12 protein-coding genes are annotated in these 16,983 nt (G+C 58.0%); 2 read left to right on the forward strand and 10 right to left on the reverse strand.

The genetic code is table 11. The features are described 5' to 3' along the window. Positions 1-7: 7 nt before the first annotated feature. The 4 genes from PEL8287_RS00170 to PEL8287_RS00185 are packed head-to-tail and all read right to left on the reverse strand — an operon-like array spanning position 8 to position 5,126. Positions 8-1,048, reverse strand: a complete 1,041-nt coding sequence (locus tag PEL8287_RS00170; protein ID WP_085890320.1) for an ABC transporter substrate-binding protein — start codon at positions 1,046-1,048, stop codon at positions 8-10. A gap of 58 nt (positions 1,049-1,106) precedes the next feature. Next, positions 1,107-2,591 (reverse strand): glutamine synthetase family protein, encoded by a 1,485-nt coding sequence (locus PEL8287_RS00175; RefSeq protein ID WP_085890321.1) that lies wholly within the window; start codon positions 2,589-2,591, stop codon positions 1,107-1,109. Positions 2,592-2,617: 26 nt separating this feature from the next. Continuing rightward, positions 2,618-3,925, reverse strand: coding sequence for a type I glutamate--ammonia ligase (locus PEL8287_RS00180; protein ID WP_085890322.1), 1,308 nt, complete (start codon positions 3,923-3,925; stop codon positions 2,618-2,620). Between the two features lies 1 nt (position 3,926). Beyond that, the gene (locus PEL8287_RS00185; RefSeq protein WP_085890323.1) at positions 3,927-5,126 is read right to left on the reverse strand and encodes a cytochrome P450; all 1,200 of its coding nucleotides are present in this window, start codon (positions 5,124-5,126) and stop codon (positions 3,927-3,929) included. Between the two features lie 130 nt (positions 5,127-5,256). Here PEL8287_RS00185 and PEL8287_RS00190 point away from each other — a divergent pair, with 130 nt between their 5' ends. Further along, positions 5,257-5,715 carry an Lrp/AsnC family transcriptional regulator gene (locus tag PEL8287_RS00190; protein WP_139837651.1) on the forward strand — a complete coding sequence of 153 codons (459 nt, stop codon included), beginning with the start codon at positions 5,257-5,259 and terminating at the stop codon, positions 5,713-5,715. A gap of 158 nt (positions 5,716-5,873) precedes the next feature. Here the strand turns inward: PEL8287_RS00190 and PEL8287_RS00195 are convergent, their stop codons facing one another. The 6 genes from PEL8287_RS00195 to PEL8287_RS00220 all read right to left on the reverse strand — a co-directional run bounded on the left by PEL8287_RS00195 (position 5,874) and on the right by PEL8287_RS00220 (position 15,377). Further along, positions 5,874-8,879, reverse strand: coding sequence for an aminotransferase class III-fold pyridoxal phosphate-dependent enzyme (locus PEL8287_RS00195; protein WP_085890326.1), 3,006 nt, complete (start codon positions 8,877-8,879; stop codon positions 5,874-5,876). 63 nt (positions 8,880-8,942) lie between these two features. After that, the gene (locus tag PEL8287_RS00200; RefSeq protein WP_085890328.1) at positions 8,943-9,188 is read right to left on the reverse strand and encodes a MoaD/ThiS family protein; all 246 of its coding nucleotides are present in this window, start codon (positions 9,186-9,188) and stop codon (positions 8,943-8,945) included. 2 nt (positions 9,189-9,190) lie between these two features. Then, positions 9,191-11,434 carry a xanthine dehydrogenase family protein molybdopterin-binding subunit gene (locus PEL8287_RS00205; protein ID WP_085890329.1) on the reverse strand — a complete coding sequence of 748 codons (2,244 nt, stop codon included), beginning with the start codon at positions 11,432-11,434 and terminating at the stop codon, positions 9,191-9,193. A 1-nt stretch (position 11,435) separates the two neighbouring features. Then, positions 11,436-11,912: a (2Fe-2S)-binding protein gene (locus tag PEL8287_RS00210; RefSeq protein WP_085890330.1), complete on the reverse strand. Its 477-nt coding sequence runs from the start codon at positions 11,910-11,912 to the stop codon at positions 11,436-11,438. After that, a complete protein-coding gene (locus PEL8287_RS00215) occupies positions 11,909-12,772 on the reverse strand; it encodes an FAD binding domain-containing protein (protein ID WP_085890331.1) in 864 nt (287 codons plus the stop codon). The genes PEL8287_RS00210 and PEL8287_RS00215 overlap by 4 nt, the downstream gene beginning before the upstream one ends. 418 nt (positions 12,773-13,190) lie before the next feature. Then, on the reverse strand, positions 13,191-15,377 hold the full coding sequence (locus PEL8287_RS00220) for a DEAD/DEAH box helicase (RefSeq protein WP_085890927.1): 2,187 nt from the start codon (positions 15,375-15,377) through the stop codon (positions 13,191-13,193). Positions 15,378-15,579: 202 nt separating this feature from the next. Here PEL8287_RS00220 and PEL8287_RS00225 point away from each other — a divergent pair, with 202 nt between their 5' ends. Further along, positions 15,580-16,926: an NAD(P)/FAD-dependent oxidoreductase gene (locus tag PEL8287_RS00225; protein ID WP_085890332.1), complete on the forward strand. Its 1,347-nt coding sequence runs from the start codon at positions 15,580-15,582 to the stop codon at positions 16,924-16,926. Positions 16,927-16,983: the final 57 nt, after the last annotated feature.

Consider the following 16,983-nt stretch of genomic DNA (forward strand, 5'->3'; position numbering starts at 1 on the left):
TTGGTGATTACTCGGCCTTAACCGCATTCCACACATTGGTGTAGGCTTCCAGACGCTCACCCAGCGGTTGCCACAGCAGCAGGCTGTCCAGGTAATCTGGGTCATCCTGATGCAATGCAGTAAACTGTTCTTCGGACATGCAGGATTTGGCCGCAGCCTTGTTGGCCACCGAATAGCCGTTTACATTGGCAACGCCGCATTGCCCTTGCTCGCTGAGTTGCATGTTCAGGAATTTGTACGCACATTCCTGATTAGGCGATCCTTTAACGATCATCCAGCTGTCCATCCAGCCTTCGGCACCTTCCTCAGGGATAAACTCGGTCACTTCGATGCCCTGATCGGCCAGAAGTGCGGACTGATATCCGCCCCATGTGTTGGAAATCCAAACCTCGCCGCCGGCATAAAGGTCAACCAGTTCGCCGGCGGTTGCCCAGTATTTCCGCACCAGAGGCTTCTGTTCGATCAGCTTGGCCTGCGCGTTTGCCAATTCGTCATCGCTGAGGTCGTAGATGTTCATGTTACCATTCAGCCGAGCGGCAACGTAAAGTGTCGACTTGTCGTCCCACAGCGATATACGGCCCTTCAGCTCGTCGCTGAACAACGCGGCCAGCGACGTGGGAGGGGTCTCAAATTTGTCGTTGCGATACATGAAGGGGATCGAACCCCATGTGTAGGGCATGCCGTAATACTCTCCACCTTCCTGAATGCCGTCTTGTTCCAGGAATTTTGGATAGATGTTATTCCACTCGGTAATCTTAGACGTATCGAGCGGTTCAACAAATCCGGCGTCGATCATCAGTTGGGTGGTATCAATCGACGGCGTAATCAGATCGTAGACACCGCCACCAGCAGCGAGTTTTGGTGCGAAATCATCGTTTGAGCCGACATAGGTGGCGTTCACCTGACACCCGGAGGATTCGACGAAAGCTTTAATGAAGCTGTCATCCGAATACCCCTCCCAAGTCAGGACATTAAGTTCTTGCGCAGAAGCGGCCACTGTGGACGTCACAAGGGCGACAATGCTGGCACCAATTATGGTTTTCTTCATCTTCTAACTCCCGTTGGTTTTTTTGTGTGTCGACCGGTAATCCCGGTTCCTTTGGATATTATGGGACGCAGTCCAGATATTGTTCAACATCCCAGTTGGTGACCTCTCGCAGGAAACGGGTCCATTCATCGCGTTTGTATTCCTGGTAAAGGTCATGAAACTTGCCCGGCATGGCCGATCTTATAATGTCATCTTTCTCTAGCGCTAGCAGCGCATCGTGAAGGTTCAGCGGGATCACATTTACCTCTTCCTCTCCGCCCATCCATATTTCTGTCACGTTACGCGATTCAGGTGCACCCGGGTCAACTTTGTTTTTGATCCCATCGTCCATCGCCTTTAACAATGCCCCGCAGAAAAGATGCGGATTGACCATCGAATCCACGGCGCGGAACTCAAACCGGTCAGGCGCAGAAACACGGATTGCACAAGACCGGTTCTGCAATCCCCAATTGGCCCCGATCGGGGCCCACATGCCAAAGTCGTTGAACCTGCGATAGGAATTGACGGTGGATGCCCCCAGTGCGGTCAGAGCATTGATGTGCTTGAGAGACCCACCAAGGACGTGATGGCCCAACTCGGTCGGGAGCCAATCACCCTTGGTACTTTCAAATTCGTTTGTCCCGCCTACGGAATAGGCCCAGTTTTCCTCCATTCCGGGAAGATCACCGTCGGTCAACTGCTGAACCTCACGCTTACCGCCCGTCCAGACCGAGCAGTTATGGTGGCACCCGTTGGCAGGGACACCCATGTAGGGTTTGGCCATGAAACAGGCGATCAACCCGCGTTGCCGTGCAACCTCGGCGCAGATTTGGCGGTAGGTTGTCAACCTGTCGCATGTCGGCAGCGCATCGTCGAACTGGTAATTCAACTCGACTTGTCCCGGGCTGTCTTCGCAATCGCCCTGGATCATGTCGAGACCCATCGCCAAAGCGTAGTCGGACACTTGCTTCCAAACCTCGCGCACTTCTTCAAATTGACCGATGTGATAGGCGTATGGCTTGGTCGTTCCCTCAAAGGGTTGAACCTCGCCTTCTTTGGGGCGTAACCAGAGCATTTCTGGCTCAAGCCCCACTTTCAGATAAAGCCCATTGTTGGCTTGGCGAAATTCGCGATCAAATCGCTTCAGGTTCCCGCGCGTGTCGTGTTCGTAATACTCACCGGGCTGATCCGGGTCTTCGAGGCCATAATACAATGTGCAGAACACGCGCCCAATGCGTTTATCCCACGGTAATTGCACAAAAGTTTCCGGATCAGGCAAGGCAATGCATTCCATCGCGTTCGAGTTGAAACCGATAAGCTCTCCCTGAAAATTTGCAGCGACGTTTGAGACACCGCCCATCCAGGTCTGCACACCCTTGCGGGCCTGCGTTTCCCAGTGACGTGAAGGGGCTGCTTTGCCCATCACACGCCCGGTTATCGAGATGTACTGGTAATAGATGTAGTCAACGCCCAATGCGTCGATCTTGGCGCGCACCCGTTTGACAAGCTCATCGCGGCCCGGTGCTTCTCTTTCGCGGTGATAGTCTGAGTCTGTCGGAATCATGTAAGTCTTCCCCATGTTGTCTTTTGTTATGCTTCCAGATATCGGCGCCGTTCGTCAGCACTAACCGCCGTGCGCAGGCTGGCGTCTTCGGCCAGACAAGCCGCAGTGAAATTGCGCACAAAAGCCGCTCCAAATAGTCGTTCGGCTGTTTTGCTATTCGCCATCTTATGCGCTGCCTCGAAGAGGTCACGTGGAAACGGCTGCGCGCCTTGCGGAATGTCATCAGGCCCGGCAGTTTCGGCTGCTTCGGGGGCGTTCAGGCCTCGCTCAATCCCATCAAGGCCGGCACCCAGCATCAGCGCCATTGTCAGATAGGTATTGCAGTCCGCTGGCGGAGACCTGAATTCAAGCCTTGCCGTGTCGCTGGAGGACGGCACGGATCGCACGGCAGTAGTGAAAGTGTATTCGGCCCAAGTTAACGCTTTGGGTGCCCAGGATCCTGGCGCAAGACGTCGATACGCGTTGACAGAACTGGTGCACATGGCAAAGCAGTCTGGAACAACGTCAATCATCCCGGCAATGAACGACCGCGCCAGATCATTGGTCTTGCCGTCTTTGCTGGAAAACAGGTTTTGACCCGTCTTATTGTCTTTTAGCGATAGCGTGATGTGGCCCCCGATGCCGGGGTATTCGTTCCCGAGATACGGCATAAAGCTGGCGGTAAGGCCATTGCGCCGCGCCCACGACCGTGCCGCCATACGCAAGAAAGCTGCGTCGTCGGCAGCGCGCAGGCCCCGAGCGGCACCCAATGTGGCCTCCAGGCATCCGGGGCCCAACTCGACACCAAGACCAAATAGATTGATGTCAAACCCAAGAATCTCGGCCTCCAGGTCACAGATCAGCTCAGCGTGGGTTGCGGCCGTGGTGCCGGACCAGCATTTGTTGTCGGGAGCAAATTTTTTCAGGTTTTCAAACCCGATTTCGCGCACCGAATTTTCGGTTTCATCCAGCAGAATTATTTCAAACTCAAATGCGGCATCCACCACGTAGCCCATTGCTTCGGCGCGCTCCAACTGACGGCGCAGTACTTGGCGCGGCATCAACTCTTTAGGCTCTCCAGCCATATCCATAATGATTGCCACAGCTCCCGGCTCAGCCGGATAGCGCCGGATGCTGTCGGCGTCGATTTCCTGTTTTTCGGTATAATAAGAAGTGCCGCCGACGATTGTGTCGGCGCTGTCCCAATAGGCCACCACATTGGCAAAACGCGGGTCTTGCGCCCATTGCAAAAATTGTTCGCTGCGCAAACGGCGCTCTCGAAAAATCGAGCCATAATCAAACTGCCCGACGTGCACAACATCGGCACCACTCTCTTTCAACAGCTTCTTAAGCACTTTAAATACTCCGCTTTTCAAATTTGATGGGCAATGTCAGCGGGCCGGTGTTGCCGCTGTCTGGCAGGAAATTCGCAGGTCCGTCGGGCGAGATATTCTTGAGCCGTTGTGACAAAAGCTTTAGCGCTTCCGCCATATCGCCGCGCGCGATGGGGGATCCGATACAGTGGTGTTTCCCACCCCCAAAACCAAAATGCTGCTTTTGTTTGCGGGTTATATCAAACCCATCTTCAAAATATTTCGGGTCAGAGGCCGCGGACTGAGAAAATAAGTGGAGTGTGGTTTGCGCCGGGATTTCAAGCCCCCGGAATTCGATGTCTTCGGTCGTTTCCCGGGTGACCCATGTCACCGTAGGCCTGACGCGCATCACCTCTTCAACAGCCTGTCGGCCCAGATCAGGGTTTTGGGCCAGATGCTCCCACTGGTCAGGATGTTCCAAAAACGTTTGCATCGCCAGACCCAACTGGTTGCGTGTCGTGTCGATACCGCCAAAGATTGACAGCACGATCATATCAAAAAGTTCCTGCTCACTCATGGCGGACTTGTCTGCGGCGGCATTGATAAGGGCGCCGATGAAGTCATCTTTTGGGTTCTTGCGTCGTTGTGCGACGACACCTTGTGTGTATTCAAAGAGTTCGGCTGTAGCAGCATCGACGCGCGGTTCTTCTTCGGCATAATTAACACCCAACGCATAGCCCATCTCCACGGCAAGCTCTGCCAGGCGTTCGCTTTTGTCGTGTGGAAATCCAATCAGAGCGCAGATAACCCGTGTCGCGTAGGGCTCGGCAAAGGCGTTCTGAAATTCGCAGCGTCCGTCTTCTTCAAAGTTCGCAATTAGCTCATCAGCCAACGCCTGAAATGACGGAATGAGCGAACTGACCAGCCGAGGTGCAAAGGCCGGAGTGGCCAGCCTGCGCAAGCGCGCGTGGTCGGCCCCTTCCTTGTTCAACATCATGCGCAGCCACCATTGTGACCACAATCCGGTCGTCCCATTGTGCGCAGGCCAGCGATACGAGCCCTGGCGCAAGCTTGGGTGCATGATCATTTCTTTCATCTCGTCATACCGCAAGACGGCAAGACCATAGGGAGTGCGAGCAAACCAACTTTGTTCTCTGGCGCGACGCACCTCTTCTGAACGAATTGAAAAGCCAGGATCTGTCAAATCCAGATAAGGCGCATCGTCCAGCTTTGGATTTTCCAACGCAGTACCTCCAATTCTTCGGGTTATCCGGTAAATTACCGGAGATTAGTCGGAATGTGATCTATCTTCAGGATAGCAAGTTGGATAACATCGCTTCAACCGAATTAATTTCGACCGATTGGATGCCAACATGAACCTAGACCGAACCGACAAAGCGATACTGACCCATTTGCAGAAGGATGCGCGGTTGCTGAACAAGCAGCTCGCAGCGGAAGTCGGCCTTGCCCCGTCTTCGTGTCACGAGCGTGTCAAAAGGCTTTGGTCGCGTGAAGTGATCACCGGCACGACGACAGTCATTGATCCCAAAAGCATTGGCTTCACCTTGGGCGCAGTAATATTCGCCAATATCTCGAAGGATGGTCAGATCAGCAACGATAGGCTGATGGACGATTTGATCGCCGCCCCGGAGATTCAGAATATCTATCTGGTTACCGGAAAGTATGACGTTGTGATCTCGATGATTGCCCGTGACATGGATCACCTCAAATCAGCAGTTTACAACGCCTTAACCCTTAACCGCGAGATCGTTAGTTTCGAGACGTCAATCGTTTATGATCAAAGGCGTGACGGGTCTCTGCCGATCGGATGATTTCAGCGTGCCGGGTGCAAGGTTTCCAGAATTGTCTGAAAAGGACGAGCAGGAGACCTTGGCGGCATTCTTGTGAAATGTTTGGTTATCCGATCGTTTTGCCGGGACACTGGATGCAACCGAATGAAGTTGAAACACGAAAATTCCGGGGAATTGCTTTAGTCCAGTTCGGCCAGTATCTGATCCAGTGTTGTCAGAAGCATTTCGACATCTTCTCCGGTGATCGTGAGGGGGGGGCGGATTTTCAAGATGTTGTCTTTGGGTCCCTCCGAACCCAGCAAGATCCGCTTTGCGCGCATCCTGTCTTTGACGTACGAGGCGATTTTGGTGCCTTCCTGCCGGCTCGCAGGGTCTTTGACCAGTTCGACTCCGACAAAAAGGCCAATTCCCCGCACATCGCCAATCACCGCATGCTTTTTCTGCAGTTCACGCAATCCGTCCAGCAAACGGGCGCCCTGACGCCGGGCGTTTTCCTGCAGGCCTTCGTCGTCAACGATATCAAGAACTTCTTTGCCGATCCTGCACGACAGGGTTGAACCGCCGAAGGTCGAAAAGAACTCGGGCCCCTTGGCAAAACTGTCGGCGATGGCGCGGGTTGTCACCAGCACACCCATCGGGTGGCCGTTGCCAATGGGTTTGCCCAGAACCACAATGTCGGGCAGGGCGTTTTGTTGCTCGAACGCAAAGTAATACGCGCCCAGACGGCCCAGACCGGTTTGTACCTCGTCGGCGATGCACACCCCGCCTGCGGCGCGGATTTTGCTGTAAACCGATTTCAGATAACCCGCAGGCGGAATGATCTGTCCGCCGACTGACGGAAAGGTTTCGGCTATGAATCCGGCCAGACCATGACCGTTGTCGTGGAGCCGGGCGATGGCGCCGTCGACAAGGCCCGCAAACTTGGCCGCGCGGTCCGGATCATCGCGACCAAACGAACCACGGTAATCATCGGCCACTTCGACCAGTTCCACCCAGTCCGACGGGCCGACACCGCCCGGGGCGTTAAATTTATAGGCCGATATGTCGATCGCGCCGGTAGTGTTGCCATGATAGCCGTGATCGGGCGTGACCATGCCTTTGGCGCCCGTGTGGGCACGAGCAAGTCGCAGAGCCAGTTCATTTGCCTCTGTGCCCGAATTTACGAAGAAACACACTTCGAAAGGGGCGGGCAGTTTCGACAGGATCTTTTCAGCAAATTCAGTCTGCGCCGGGTGCAGGTAGCGGGTGTTTGAATTCATCCGGCTAAGCTGATCTGCGGCGACGGCCTGAATGCGCGGATGGGCGTGGCCGACATGGGGCACGTTGTTATAAGCGTCCAGATAGGGCCGGCCCCATTCATCGAACAGGTGATGCTGCCAGCCACGCACAAGCATGACCGGGTCTGCATAGCTGAGCCTCAGGTTGTTGCCGAAATGTGCCCGCCTCTTGGCCAGAATTTCAGATTTGTCTGTCGGGATGTAGGCCACTTTGGCGTCAGGCAGGTTCATCAGTGCAGCGGGGTTGGGGCAGAGCGCAGCCCAGAGGTAATTCTCGTCCGGATCACCCACGCCGGGCCAGTCATCGCCAATGCCATCGACGCTCAGCGCCAGTTGGAAATGCAGATGTGGCGCCCAACCGCCGTTTTGGGTGGCATCGCCAAGGCGGCAAAATGCCTGACCTTTGGCGATCTTCTGACCGGGTTTCAGATGGTCGCATACCTCGGGTTCCAGATGGCCGAAAAGCGTATAAAACCTGTCTCCCTCGGGCGTGTCATGGGCCAGGATGACCATGCCGCCGTAGTCCAGCGTGTTATCGCGGTTTTCGACGACATGCACGGTTGCATCCATCGGGGTATAGAGTTGCGTACCCGCAGGGGCAAACGCGTCAACCGCCAGATGCACCGTGCGCCTGTCGGACGCCTGCCAGGGGCCGTTGCGAAAGCCAGGGGCGGTATAAATCAGCCTTGGTTCGAAATAGTAGCCCAGCCAGATCCGACCGTTGTCTTCGAATTCTTCGCCGACATGGGCAGCTTCTGAAATTGGCAAATGCAGCGGGTTGCGGGGCCAAAGCGCGTTTTCAACTGAAAGCGACCCCATCGGAGCATGCATCAGGTTTTGTCCCATGATTTCGGCAAAATTTCCACGTTCCTGTGCCAGGAAGCGCAGAATGCGCGGCGCGGACCCGGTTACTGGCAACCCACATGCGGCGCGCAACCGGGCGCCCAGCATCGCGGGGTGGATGGCGTTGTTTTCCAGAAACCGCCACGCCGGGGCCTGCGAGATTTCGACATAGGGATCGTCGGGCTTTTCCCGCGCAACGCTGGTCGACACGACAACGCTGACCGCAAGGCGCATTTGTAAAAGCGGCCAGAGCAGATCAACTTCTTGTGGTGTCAGCGGGTTGGCGCCGTGATAGCCGGAAACAAAAGCCGCCAGCGCCCGTTCGGGTTGCGGCACGTCCAGCACGACATAAGCTGCGGCGATGGCCAGATCGCAGATGCGTGGTGCGTTGCACATGTCACCAAGATCAATCAGCCCGGAAATATACCTTGGTTCCGCCCCCTTGCCGTCGACAAGGATATTATAATCATTGACGTCATTATGGATCGCTTGCCGGGGTAGGGCATTCAGATCATCTTTAATATTGGCGAACTGTTGCAGTATATCTGAAATCAGCGTCCGCCGGTCTGTATCTTCGATGACGTCCAGCTCTGCTGAAATCCAGTCAGATTGGGTCAGGTTCCACTTGAAATCCCGGTCCAGATTTGGGTGGTCATATTCTTCCAATACCCTATCAGTGGTGCCCAGTACCCGCCCAAGTTCGAACATCAAATCAGGGGTCTTGGGCCTGGCTGCGGCGTAGCTGCGTCCTGGCAACCGCTCCAACAGCCACAGCAGACGCTTTCGGCCATTGTTGTCGGTGTGCCAGACAGTGCTTGCGCCGGACGTCGTTTTGATTACGGCGGGAAATGGCAGATCAGGCGCCCGGGCAGCCAGGTGTTCCAATGCGGACACCTGCATATCGACGAATCCGGCCTCGCAATCCGGGCGCATCACCTTGAGAACGTAACCTTTGCCCGACGCTGCCCTGGCCAAAAGATTGAGATCAAATTCACCGTCCAGCGCCGTTAGGTCTGCATTTATACCCCAATGAGATACAAGGGCCTGTTGCCAGCGTTGATTCATCAGAGCGTCCAGTAAATGAGGCGGGTTAACACAGGCTGGGGGAGGGACGGTGCAGAACTGCGTCTAGCCGCCAACCATATAGGGCATGAGAACGACTTCGTTGTCGTCCGAAATAGGGGTGAACCAGGCATCACGATAGATCACACCATCAAGCGCGAAGGAAACGCCGCGCTTGATCTGTGGTTTCAATGCGGGGTGTTGCTGTTCCAGTTGATCCAGAAGTTGTTTGAAATTCGAGGCCTCGACCTCGACAAACTCCTGTCCGTCTACCAGACTTCGCAACGACCCCCACAGTTTCACCCTGACCATTTCTACCCCCGTTCGGACATTGCCTTGAGGAGTTTCGGCGGTGAAATCGGTAGCTCGGTCATCCGCACACCTGCTGCACGCGACACCGCATTGGCGATGGCGGCCAGAGGCGGCACGATCGAGGTTTCGCCCACGCCGCGCACACCGTAGGGGTGGCCGGGATTGGGGATTTCAAGGATGACTGTTTCAATCGGCGGCAGATCCGAGGCGACGGGAACACGGTAATCCAGGAAACCGGCGTTTTGCAGCCGCCCGTCGTCGCCATAGATATATTCCTCGTTGAGCGCCCAGCCGATACCCTGCACCGACCCACCCTGCATCTGACCTTCAACATAGTCGGGGTGCACAGCCCTGCCTGCATCCTGAAACACAGTGTAACGCAGGATTTTGGTAGCGCCGGTTTCGGGATCGACTTCGGTGTCACACAGATGCACGCCGAAACTTACGCCAGCGCCATCGGCATTGACCTCGTGGTGCCCGGCAATCGGGCCGCCGGTCTGATCAGCCACGGCCGCGATCTCGGCCAGGGACATGGGCGGGTGTGATCCCGCATTGGGCCCCGCCGGTTGCGCTGCACCGTCCACCCATTCCACGGCGTCCCGGTCAATGCCCCAGATATTGGCGACACGTTCGCACATATTATCGATCGCCGCGCGCGCGGCCTTGATCGTGGCAAGCCCCACAGCAAAGGTCACGCGGCTGCCGTCAGTCACATCGTTGAAACCCAGTGAATTGGTGTCGGTGATGACGGTGCGTACCTTTTCGTAAGGGATGCCCAACTCTTCTGCCGCCATCATCGAGATCGAGGCGCGCGAGCCACCGATATCAGGGTTACCCTCAACCACGCCGACCGTGCCATCAGGGTTGATATTCAGCGACACGCAGGTATTACCGCCAAAGTTGAACCAAAACCCGCAGGAAAGGCCACGGCCCTGGTTTTCACCCAGCGGTGCAGTGTAATGCGGATGGGCCTTGGCAGCCTCCAGTGTGGCGACCAGACCAATATCGTTGAACGTGGGGCCGTAAGACGACAGCGTGCCTTTGCGCGCGGCGTTTTTCAATCGGGTTTCCAGCGGGTCCAGACCCAGTTCCTGACAGAGTTCGTCAACCACGCTTTCCACGGCAAAGATTGCCATCGGTGCGCCGGGTGCGCGATAGGCTGCTTCCTTGGGGCGGTTGGTCATCACGTTCCAGCCAAGGGTTTGCACAGCCTCAAGGTCATAGGCAGCAAAGGCGGCTTGGGCGCCAAATTCCACGGTGCCGCAGGGAAAGGCACCACCCTGATAGCGCAGTTTTGCCTGTGCTGCGGTGATACGGCCATTGCTGGTCATGCCGATTTTGACATCCGTCGAGGAGGAAACAGTTGGCCCGGTGGCGCGGAATACCTCTTCGCGGGTCATGACAAGTTTCACGGGTTTACCCGACTTGCGCGAAAGCGCCAGGGCGACAGGTTCGATGAAACAGGTCGTTTTACCGCCAAACCCGCCGCCGATTTCCGAGGCGGTGACGCGCAATTGCGAGGCTTCGATACCGCACACTTCGGAACAGATGGTGCGGACGTTGTACTGACCTTGCGTGCAGCACCAAAGTTCACCGCGGCCATCGGACCCCAGCGAGGCCAGGCAGGCGTGCGGCTCGATATAGCCCTGATGCGTGGCGGCGGTTTTAAAGCTGCGTTCGATAATCTTGTCGGCCTTGGCGAAACCTGCGTCCAGATCGCCGTGGCCAAATTCGAAATGGCTGGTGACGTTCTGCGAAGAGCCCGCCGGCGCGCTTTCATCGGCACGGCCTTCCTGCACAACGGGTGCGTCAGCTTTCATCGCTTCGTCGACATCGGTTACATGCGGCAAAACCTCGTACTTGACCTTGATCAGCCGAAGCGCGCTTTTCGCCGTTGCCTTATCCACTGCGGCCACAGCGGCCACGGCATGCCCGTCATACAGCACCTTTTCACGTGCCAGACAGTTGTCGCGGATATCAGCAAAGAACTCGTCCTCGGGATTGGCAAGATCCGCATTGATGACAATCGCCTTGACGCCTTTCAGGGCTTCGGCTGCCGATGTGTCGATGGAAACGATGCGGGCATGGGCATGCGGGCTGCGCAGGATGCGCCCGACCAACATGCCCGGGGCGGTCATGTCGGCGCCATACATTGCCTTGCCGGTGACCTTGTCGATCCCGTCCGGGCGCAGAACCCGTTTGCCGATAACTTTGAAATCGCGTTTGCTGTTTTGATCGAGTGGCATGTTACACGCTCCTCATTTCGGCGGCAGCGGCCTGAACCGCCTTGATGATTTTGTCGTAGCCGGTGCAGCGGCACAAATTACCCGCCAGCCAGTACCTGATCTCGGTATCCGTCGGATCGGGGTTCTTTTCCAGCAGCGCACGGGCAGCGACCAGTATGCCGGGGGTGCAGATGCCGCACTGAAGCGCGGCCTTTTCGATGAAGACCCGTTGCAGCGTGTGCAGGTCATCGCCGTTTGCCATACCTTCGATGGTTTCAACCTCGGCGCCTTCGGTTTCACCCGCCAGCACCAGGCAGGAGCACACCAGCCTCCCATTCAGCATCACGCTGCATGCACCGCAATCGCCGGTACCGCAGCCCTCTTTGGCGCCGGTCAGACCCAAATGGTCGCGCAGAACATCCAGCAGGGTTTCATCGGGTGCGCAAATAAACTGGGCCTCGTCGCCGTTTATGGATGTGGAAATATGCAGTTTTTTCATTTTTGACCTCCGGCGCGGGCATAGGCAATCAGGGTGGCACGCTTGGCCAGAACCCCGGCTGTTTTGGTACGGTATTCCACCGTTCCGCGTTTGTCTGAAATCGGGTTGCAGGTGGCTTCGGCGGCCTGAACCATCGCCGCGATGGCAGCGTCATCCAGTTTCGTGCCCACAAGGGCCGCGCCTGCGGCCTCAACCAGCACCACGGTGGGTGCTACAGCCCCCAGGGCGACGCGGGCGGCACGGCAGGTGCCATCTGCATCCAACTCAAGGCTGACCCCGGCCGAGGCCACGGCGATGTCCATTTCGGTGCGCGGGATAAACCGCAAATAAGCGTCAGACGCATGATCCGGGCGGGCGGGCAGGAAGACCGAGGTGATGATATCGCCTTTGGCCAGCGACGTCCTCCCCGGGCCGGTGGGAATATCCAGAACGGGGATATCGCGTTCGCCAGCCAAACCGTGGATGCGGGCCACGGCATCAGCAGCCACCATAGCCGGCACACTGTCGGCGGCAGGCGAGCCATTGCAAAGGTTGCCCACCATCGTGGCGCGCCCCTGCACCTGAGTGGACCCGATCAGCTCCATCGCTTCAACCACGCCGGGCCAAAGGGCCTTCACACCGGTGTGCTCGCCCAGTTCAGCCCCCGACACGGCGGCGCCAATCCGGTAACCGCCATCTTCTGCAACAATCTCGCGCATGCCATCCAGGTGTTTGACGTCGACGATCAGGTCGGGCTCGACCATTTCTGCCTTCAGTTGCACCAGCACGTCGGTGCCGCCGGCGAGAATTCGTGAAATACCTTCTTCTCCACCAATCAGCGCCGAGGCATCCTTCAGGTTCTCAGGCTTTACGTATCTCATGTGCTATCCACCCTGTTTATTTGGCCAATCTAATAGCATGGCGTGTTGTTGGTGAAAACCAGCCGCAGACAACAGTGCGATTTTCAACCTCTTGGGTGTGATCATTCTCAGCCAAATTGCCGTAGCGCAATACCCGAAATGAATTCAGGTACCCTCGAACCAGTCGGAAACAACGAATCCAGGCAGGCTTGGACGTCCCTGGTGCACTGGATACTTGCCATGAGCAGTTTTCAGGGAAATCACCACTGCGGACAACACCGAGGATCACCGCCGCACACCGCCCGAAACCAAGGCACGCCATGCCGGTAGGCATGAAAACCAAAGCGCTTGATATTTTTCTTGTCTCAGAAAACCTCAAGCCGTCACAAAGGCCCAGAGCCTTCATCCGATTGTTTTGGTTTGTTTTCAGGCCCTGTCGCTAGCTCTTGCTGCGTTTCGGGGGGGCATTGCCGCCAAAGCCAGCGCGTGATTTGGAGGCAGATCCCTTGGTTTTTTTGTTGCCGGGTTTGCCAGGTTTGCTAGGCTTTCCGGGTTTTCCCGGAGGCGTAAACCGCTTTGAGGAATCAGCGGCCTTGGCCCAACCCTTTTTGGGTGTATCGGCGGGTTTGGTGTCGCTGGCAGCGGCGGCAGGTTTGTCCCAGACCTTTTTGGTAGAAGGTTTGCCCGCATGAGCCGGTTTTCCGGCATGTGTTGGTTTGCCTTTGGGTTTGAAGAGTTTTTCGCCTGCCTTGTGCCGCGGTTTTACGGCGCCGTCAGTGACCGCGCGTTCCAGCGCGTCAGGCTGTCGCGGTTTGCGCGGTTTGGCGGCGGCGGGTGCCTTATAGGGGGCTTTTTCGGCGGGCTTGCCCTTGGATTTGCGGGGTGCTTTGAACCCTGCGGGACCTGCGTCACTGGGGGTGTCAGACAGCGGGGTGTCCGAGTAGGGCGTTGCGGTCTGGGGTTTGGGAGTGTGCGGTCTGGCAGCCGCAGGTTTGGCGGCGCTGCGGTGCTCGGGCCGGGGTTTGGCCGAAGGGCGGGGCAAGCTGCCGAGGTCTGGTGCACTGTCGAGTTGGCGGATTGTTACGCCATCCTCAAGCTTACCTGCGTCGCCAATGCTTTTTAGAAAGCCCGGCACGGCGTTCTGCTGCAATTCCACAAAGGATTCCGCATCCGAGACGCGAATCGCCCCGATGGCATCTTTGTCAAGATTACCGGCGCGGCACAAAAGCGGCAGAATCCAACGCGCCTCGGCCCGGTCTTTCTGACCTACCGACAGGGCAAACCATGTGCTGGGGCCGAACGGCTTGCGCTCTTTGGCGGGGGCACGGGCACCGGGATCGGCAAGTTCTTCGGGCGCGGACTGGCGCGATTGGAACAGGCGCAGATAGGCGGCGGCAATCTGCTCGGGGGTGTGCAGGGCCAGCAGCTGGGCCGCAAAGGCGGTTTCGGTCTCGGTCGCCTCTTCGGTCCAGACAGGATCGGACAACAGCCGTTCCTGATCGCGTTTAAGAATGTCATCGGGCGAGGGGGGCTTGACCCACTCGGCCTGTATCTTGGCGAATTTCAGCAGGCGTTCGGCCTTTTTGGAGATCTTTGGAGGCACGATCAGCGCCGAGATGCCTTTGCGCCCGGCACGCCCGGTGCGGCCCGAACGGTGCAAGAGGCCTTCAGCGTTGGTCGGCAATTCGGCGTGAATCACCAGCTCAAGATTGGGCAGGTCAATGCCACGGGCGGCAACATCGGTGGCCACACAGACGCGGGCGCGACCGTCGCGCATGGCTTGCAGGGCATGCGTGCGCTCGGACTGGCTAAGCTCACCAGACAGGGCCACAACTGAGAACCCCCGGTTGGAAAACCGCGCGGTCAGGCGGTTGACGGCGGCGCGGGTGTTGGCAAACACGATGGCGTTCTGGGCATCGTGATAGCGCAGCAGGTTGATGACCGCGTGTTCGCAGTCCTGCTGCGCGACCTGCACCGCCTGATAGCTGATATCGGCGTGCTGGCTGCCTCCCGAAAGGGTGGTAACGCGCACGGCGTCACGCTGGTATTTCTTGGCCAGGGTGGCGATCATCGCTGGTACGGTGGCTGAAAACATCAGGGTTCTGCGGTCTTGGGGGGCTTCGGCCAGCATGAATTCAAGGTCTTCGCGAAAGCCCAGATCCAGCATCTCGTCGGCCTCGTCCAGCACCACGGCGCGCAAGCTGGTCATATCGAGAGAGCCGCGCTGGATATGGTCGCGCAGGCGGCCCGGCGTTCCGACAACGATATGCGCGCCCCGATCAAGCGCGCGGCGTTCATCACGCATGTCCATGCCACCTACACAGGAGGCCATGCGCACACCGGCTCCGGCATAAAGCCAGGCCAGTTCGCGCATCACCTGAAAGGCAAGTTCACGGGTCGGTGCGATGATCAAGGCAAGCGGGGCTGCGGCGGGGCCGAAATGCGTTTCTTCGCCCAGAAGCGTTGGCGCGATGGCCAGACCAAACCCCACGGTTTTGCCCGATCCGGTCTGGGCTGAGACCAGCAGATCGGATTGCGCAAGCTCGGGGTTTGAGACCTCTTGTTGCACTGGAGTGAGGGTTTCATAGCCGCGCGCGGCAAGAGCGTCGGAAAGGGTCTGGATCATGGAATGGGTCTGACTGTTTGGCGGATGGCGCGGGATCGCGTGGTGGCCCGGCCCGGGTGGCAGGGCAACAAGCGGCGACGCATAACGCGTGTTGGCGGGGATGTATATCACGAAATTGCCGCAGGGGTTGACTAGCTCGGTGACCATGGGATTTCTAGGGACACATAACAGTGCTGAGACTTGCCAGAAAGATGAGCGCCCGATGACAGGTTTCCCGCTTGGAGAACATACCCCTGTAGAACACGCGACTGAATTGCCCAAAGAGGTGGACGTGGCCATTGTGGGCGGTGGCATCATCGGGGTGATGACGGGATATTTTCTGGCGCGTCAGGGTACGCGCGTTGCGCTGCTGGAAAAGGGCCGCGTAGCAGCCGAGCAATCGTCAAGAAACTGGGGCTGGGTACGCCTGACCGGGCGGGATGCGGATGAACTGCCGGTAATGGTCGAGGCCAACCGGCTGTGGCAGCAATTGCAGAAGGACACGGGCGAGGATCTGGGGCTGACGCAATGTGGGATAAGCTATCTGGCGGACAAGCCCAAGCAGCTGGCAGAATATGAGGATTGGTTGGGGCAGGCCCGCGCCAATGGGATCGATAGCCGGATGATGGGCGCCGATGAGGTTGCGCAGATGTTGCCGGGGGTCACGCGGCGGTATCTGGGGGCGCTGCATACGCCGTCGGATTTCAGGGCCGAGCCCTGGGTGGCGGTGCCGGCACTGGCCCGCGCGGCGGTGCGCGCGGGCGTCGCGGTTATTGAGGATTGCGCGGTGCGAGGGCTTGATATCGCGGCGGGACGGGTCGCCGGGGTGATTACCGAGAAGGGCAGGATCAGGGCAGATCGCGTGGTTGTGGCCGGGGGCAGTTGGTCGTCTTTGTTGCTGCGCCGACACAGCGTGATCATCCCGCAACTTGCGGTGCGGGCTACGGTGGTGGCGACAGAACCGGTCGCGGATGTGTTCGGCGGGGCGGCGGCGGACAGCGATCTGGCGTGGCGGCGCCGGGCTGATGGGGGCTATACGCTGGCGCCGTCGGATGCTCACGATCTGTATATTGGGCCGGACAGCCTGCGGGCCTTGCCCAAATACCTCAAGGTGCTGATGCAGGACCCGTTCAGCCGCCGGTATCTGCCCGCCGCCCCGAAGGGCTATCCCGATGGCTGGGGCACGGCGCGGCGATGGGCGCTGGACGAGCCGTCACCGTTTGAGGCTATGCGGGTATTGAACCCGGCGCCCAACCGCCGCACGGTTGCGCGGGTCATGGATTTGTTTCAGGCCCATTACCCTGGTCTGGGCAAGGTTGGTCTAAAGGCAAGCTGGGCTGGAATGATTGATGTAATGCCCGATGTGGTCCCGGTGGTGGACCGCGTGGATGCCCTGCCGGGGCTGCATATCTGCACTGGCATGTGCGGGCATGGTTTTGGTATCGGGCCTGCCTTTGGCCGGGTGATGGCCGATCTGGTAAATGGGCGCGACTTGGGTCATGACATGACGCGGTTCCGGTTCGGGCGCTTTGCCGACGGATCGAAACTGGTGCCGGGTCCGGGGTTGTAAAAACCGCGATTTTGATCGCGGAGGGCTTGTCGGGACAGAGTGATTGCGCCACGCTGC

Origin of the sequence: Roseovarius litorisediminis, assembly GCF_900172295.1 — a bacterium.
Taxonomy (GTDB): Bacteria; Pseudomonadota; Alphaproteobacteria; order Rhodobacterales; family Rhodobacteraceae; genus Roseovarius; species Roseovarius litorisediminis.

What these genes read in the sequence shown, in the direction of transcription:
- PEL8287_RS00170 (WP_085890320.1), bottom strand. Translation starts at nt 1,048, where the DNA reads ATGAAGAAAACCATAATTGGTGCCAGCATTGTCGCCCTTGTGACGTCC.
- PEL8287_RS00175 (WP_085890321.1), bottom strand. Translation starts at nt 2,591, where the DNA reads ATGATTCCGACAGACTCAGACTATCACCGCGAAAGAGAAGCACCGGGC.
- PEL8287_RS00190 (WP_139837651.1), top strand. Translation starts at nt 5,257, where the DNA reads ATGAACCTAGACCGAACCGACAAAGCGATACTGACCCATTTGCAGAAG.
- PEL8287_RS00195 (WP_085890326.1), bottom strand. Translation starts at nt 8,879, where the DNA reads ATGAATCAACGCTGGCAACAGGCCCTTGTATCTCATTGGGGTATAAAT.
- PEL8287_RS00200 (WP_085890328.1), bottom strand. Translation starts at nt 9,188, where the DNA reads ATGGTCAGGGTGAAACTGTGGGGGTCGTTGCGAAGTCTGGTAGACGGA.
- PEL8287_RS00205 (WP_085890329.1), bottom strand. Translation starts at nt 11,434, where the DNA reads ATGCCACTCGATCAAAACAGCAAACGCGATTTCAAAGTTATCGGCAAA.
- PEL8287_RS00210 (WP_085890330.1), bottom strand. Translation starts at nt 11,912, where the DNA reads ATGAAAAAACTGCATATTTCCACATCCATAAACGGCGACGAGGCCCAG.
- PEL8287_RS00215 (WP_085890331.1), bottom strand. Translation starts at nt 12,772, where the DNA reads ATGAGATACGTAAAGCCTGAGAACCTGAAGGATGCCTCGGCGCTGATT.
- PEL8287_RS00220 (WP_085890927.1), bottom strand. Translation starts at nt 15,377, where the DNA reads ATGATCCAGACCCTTTCCGACGCTCTTGCCGCGCGCGGCTATGAAACC.
- PEL8287_RS00225 (WP_085890332.1), top strand. Translation starts at nt 15,580, where the DNA reads ATGACAGGTTTCCCGCTTGGAGAACATACCCCTGTAGAACACGCGACT.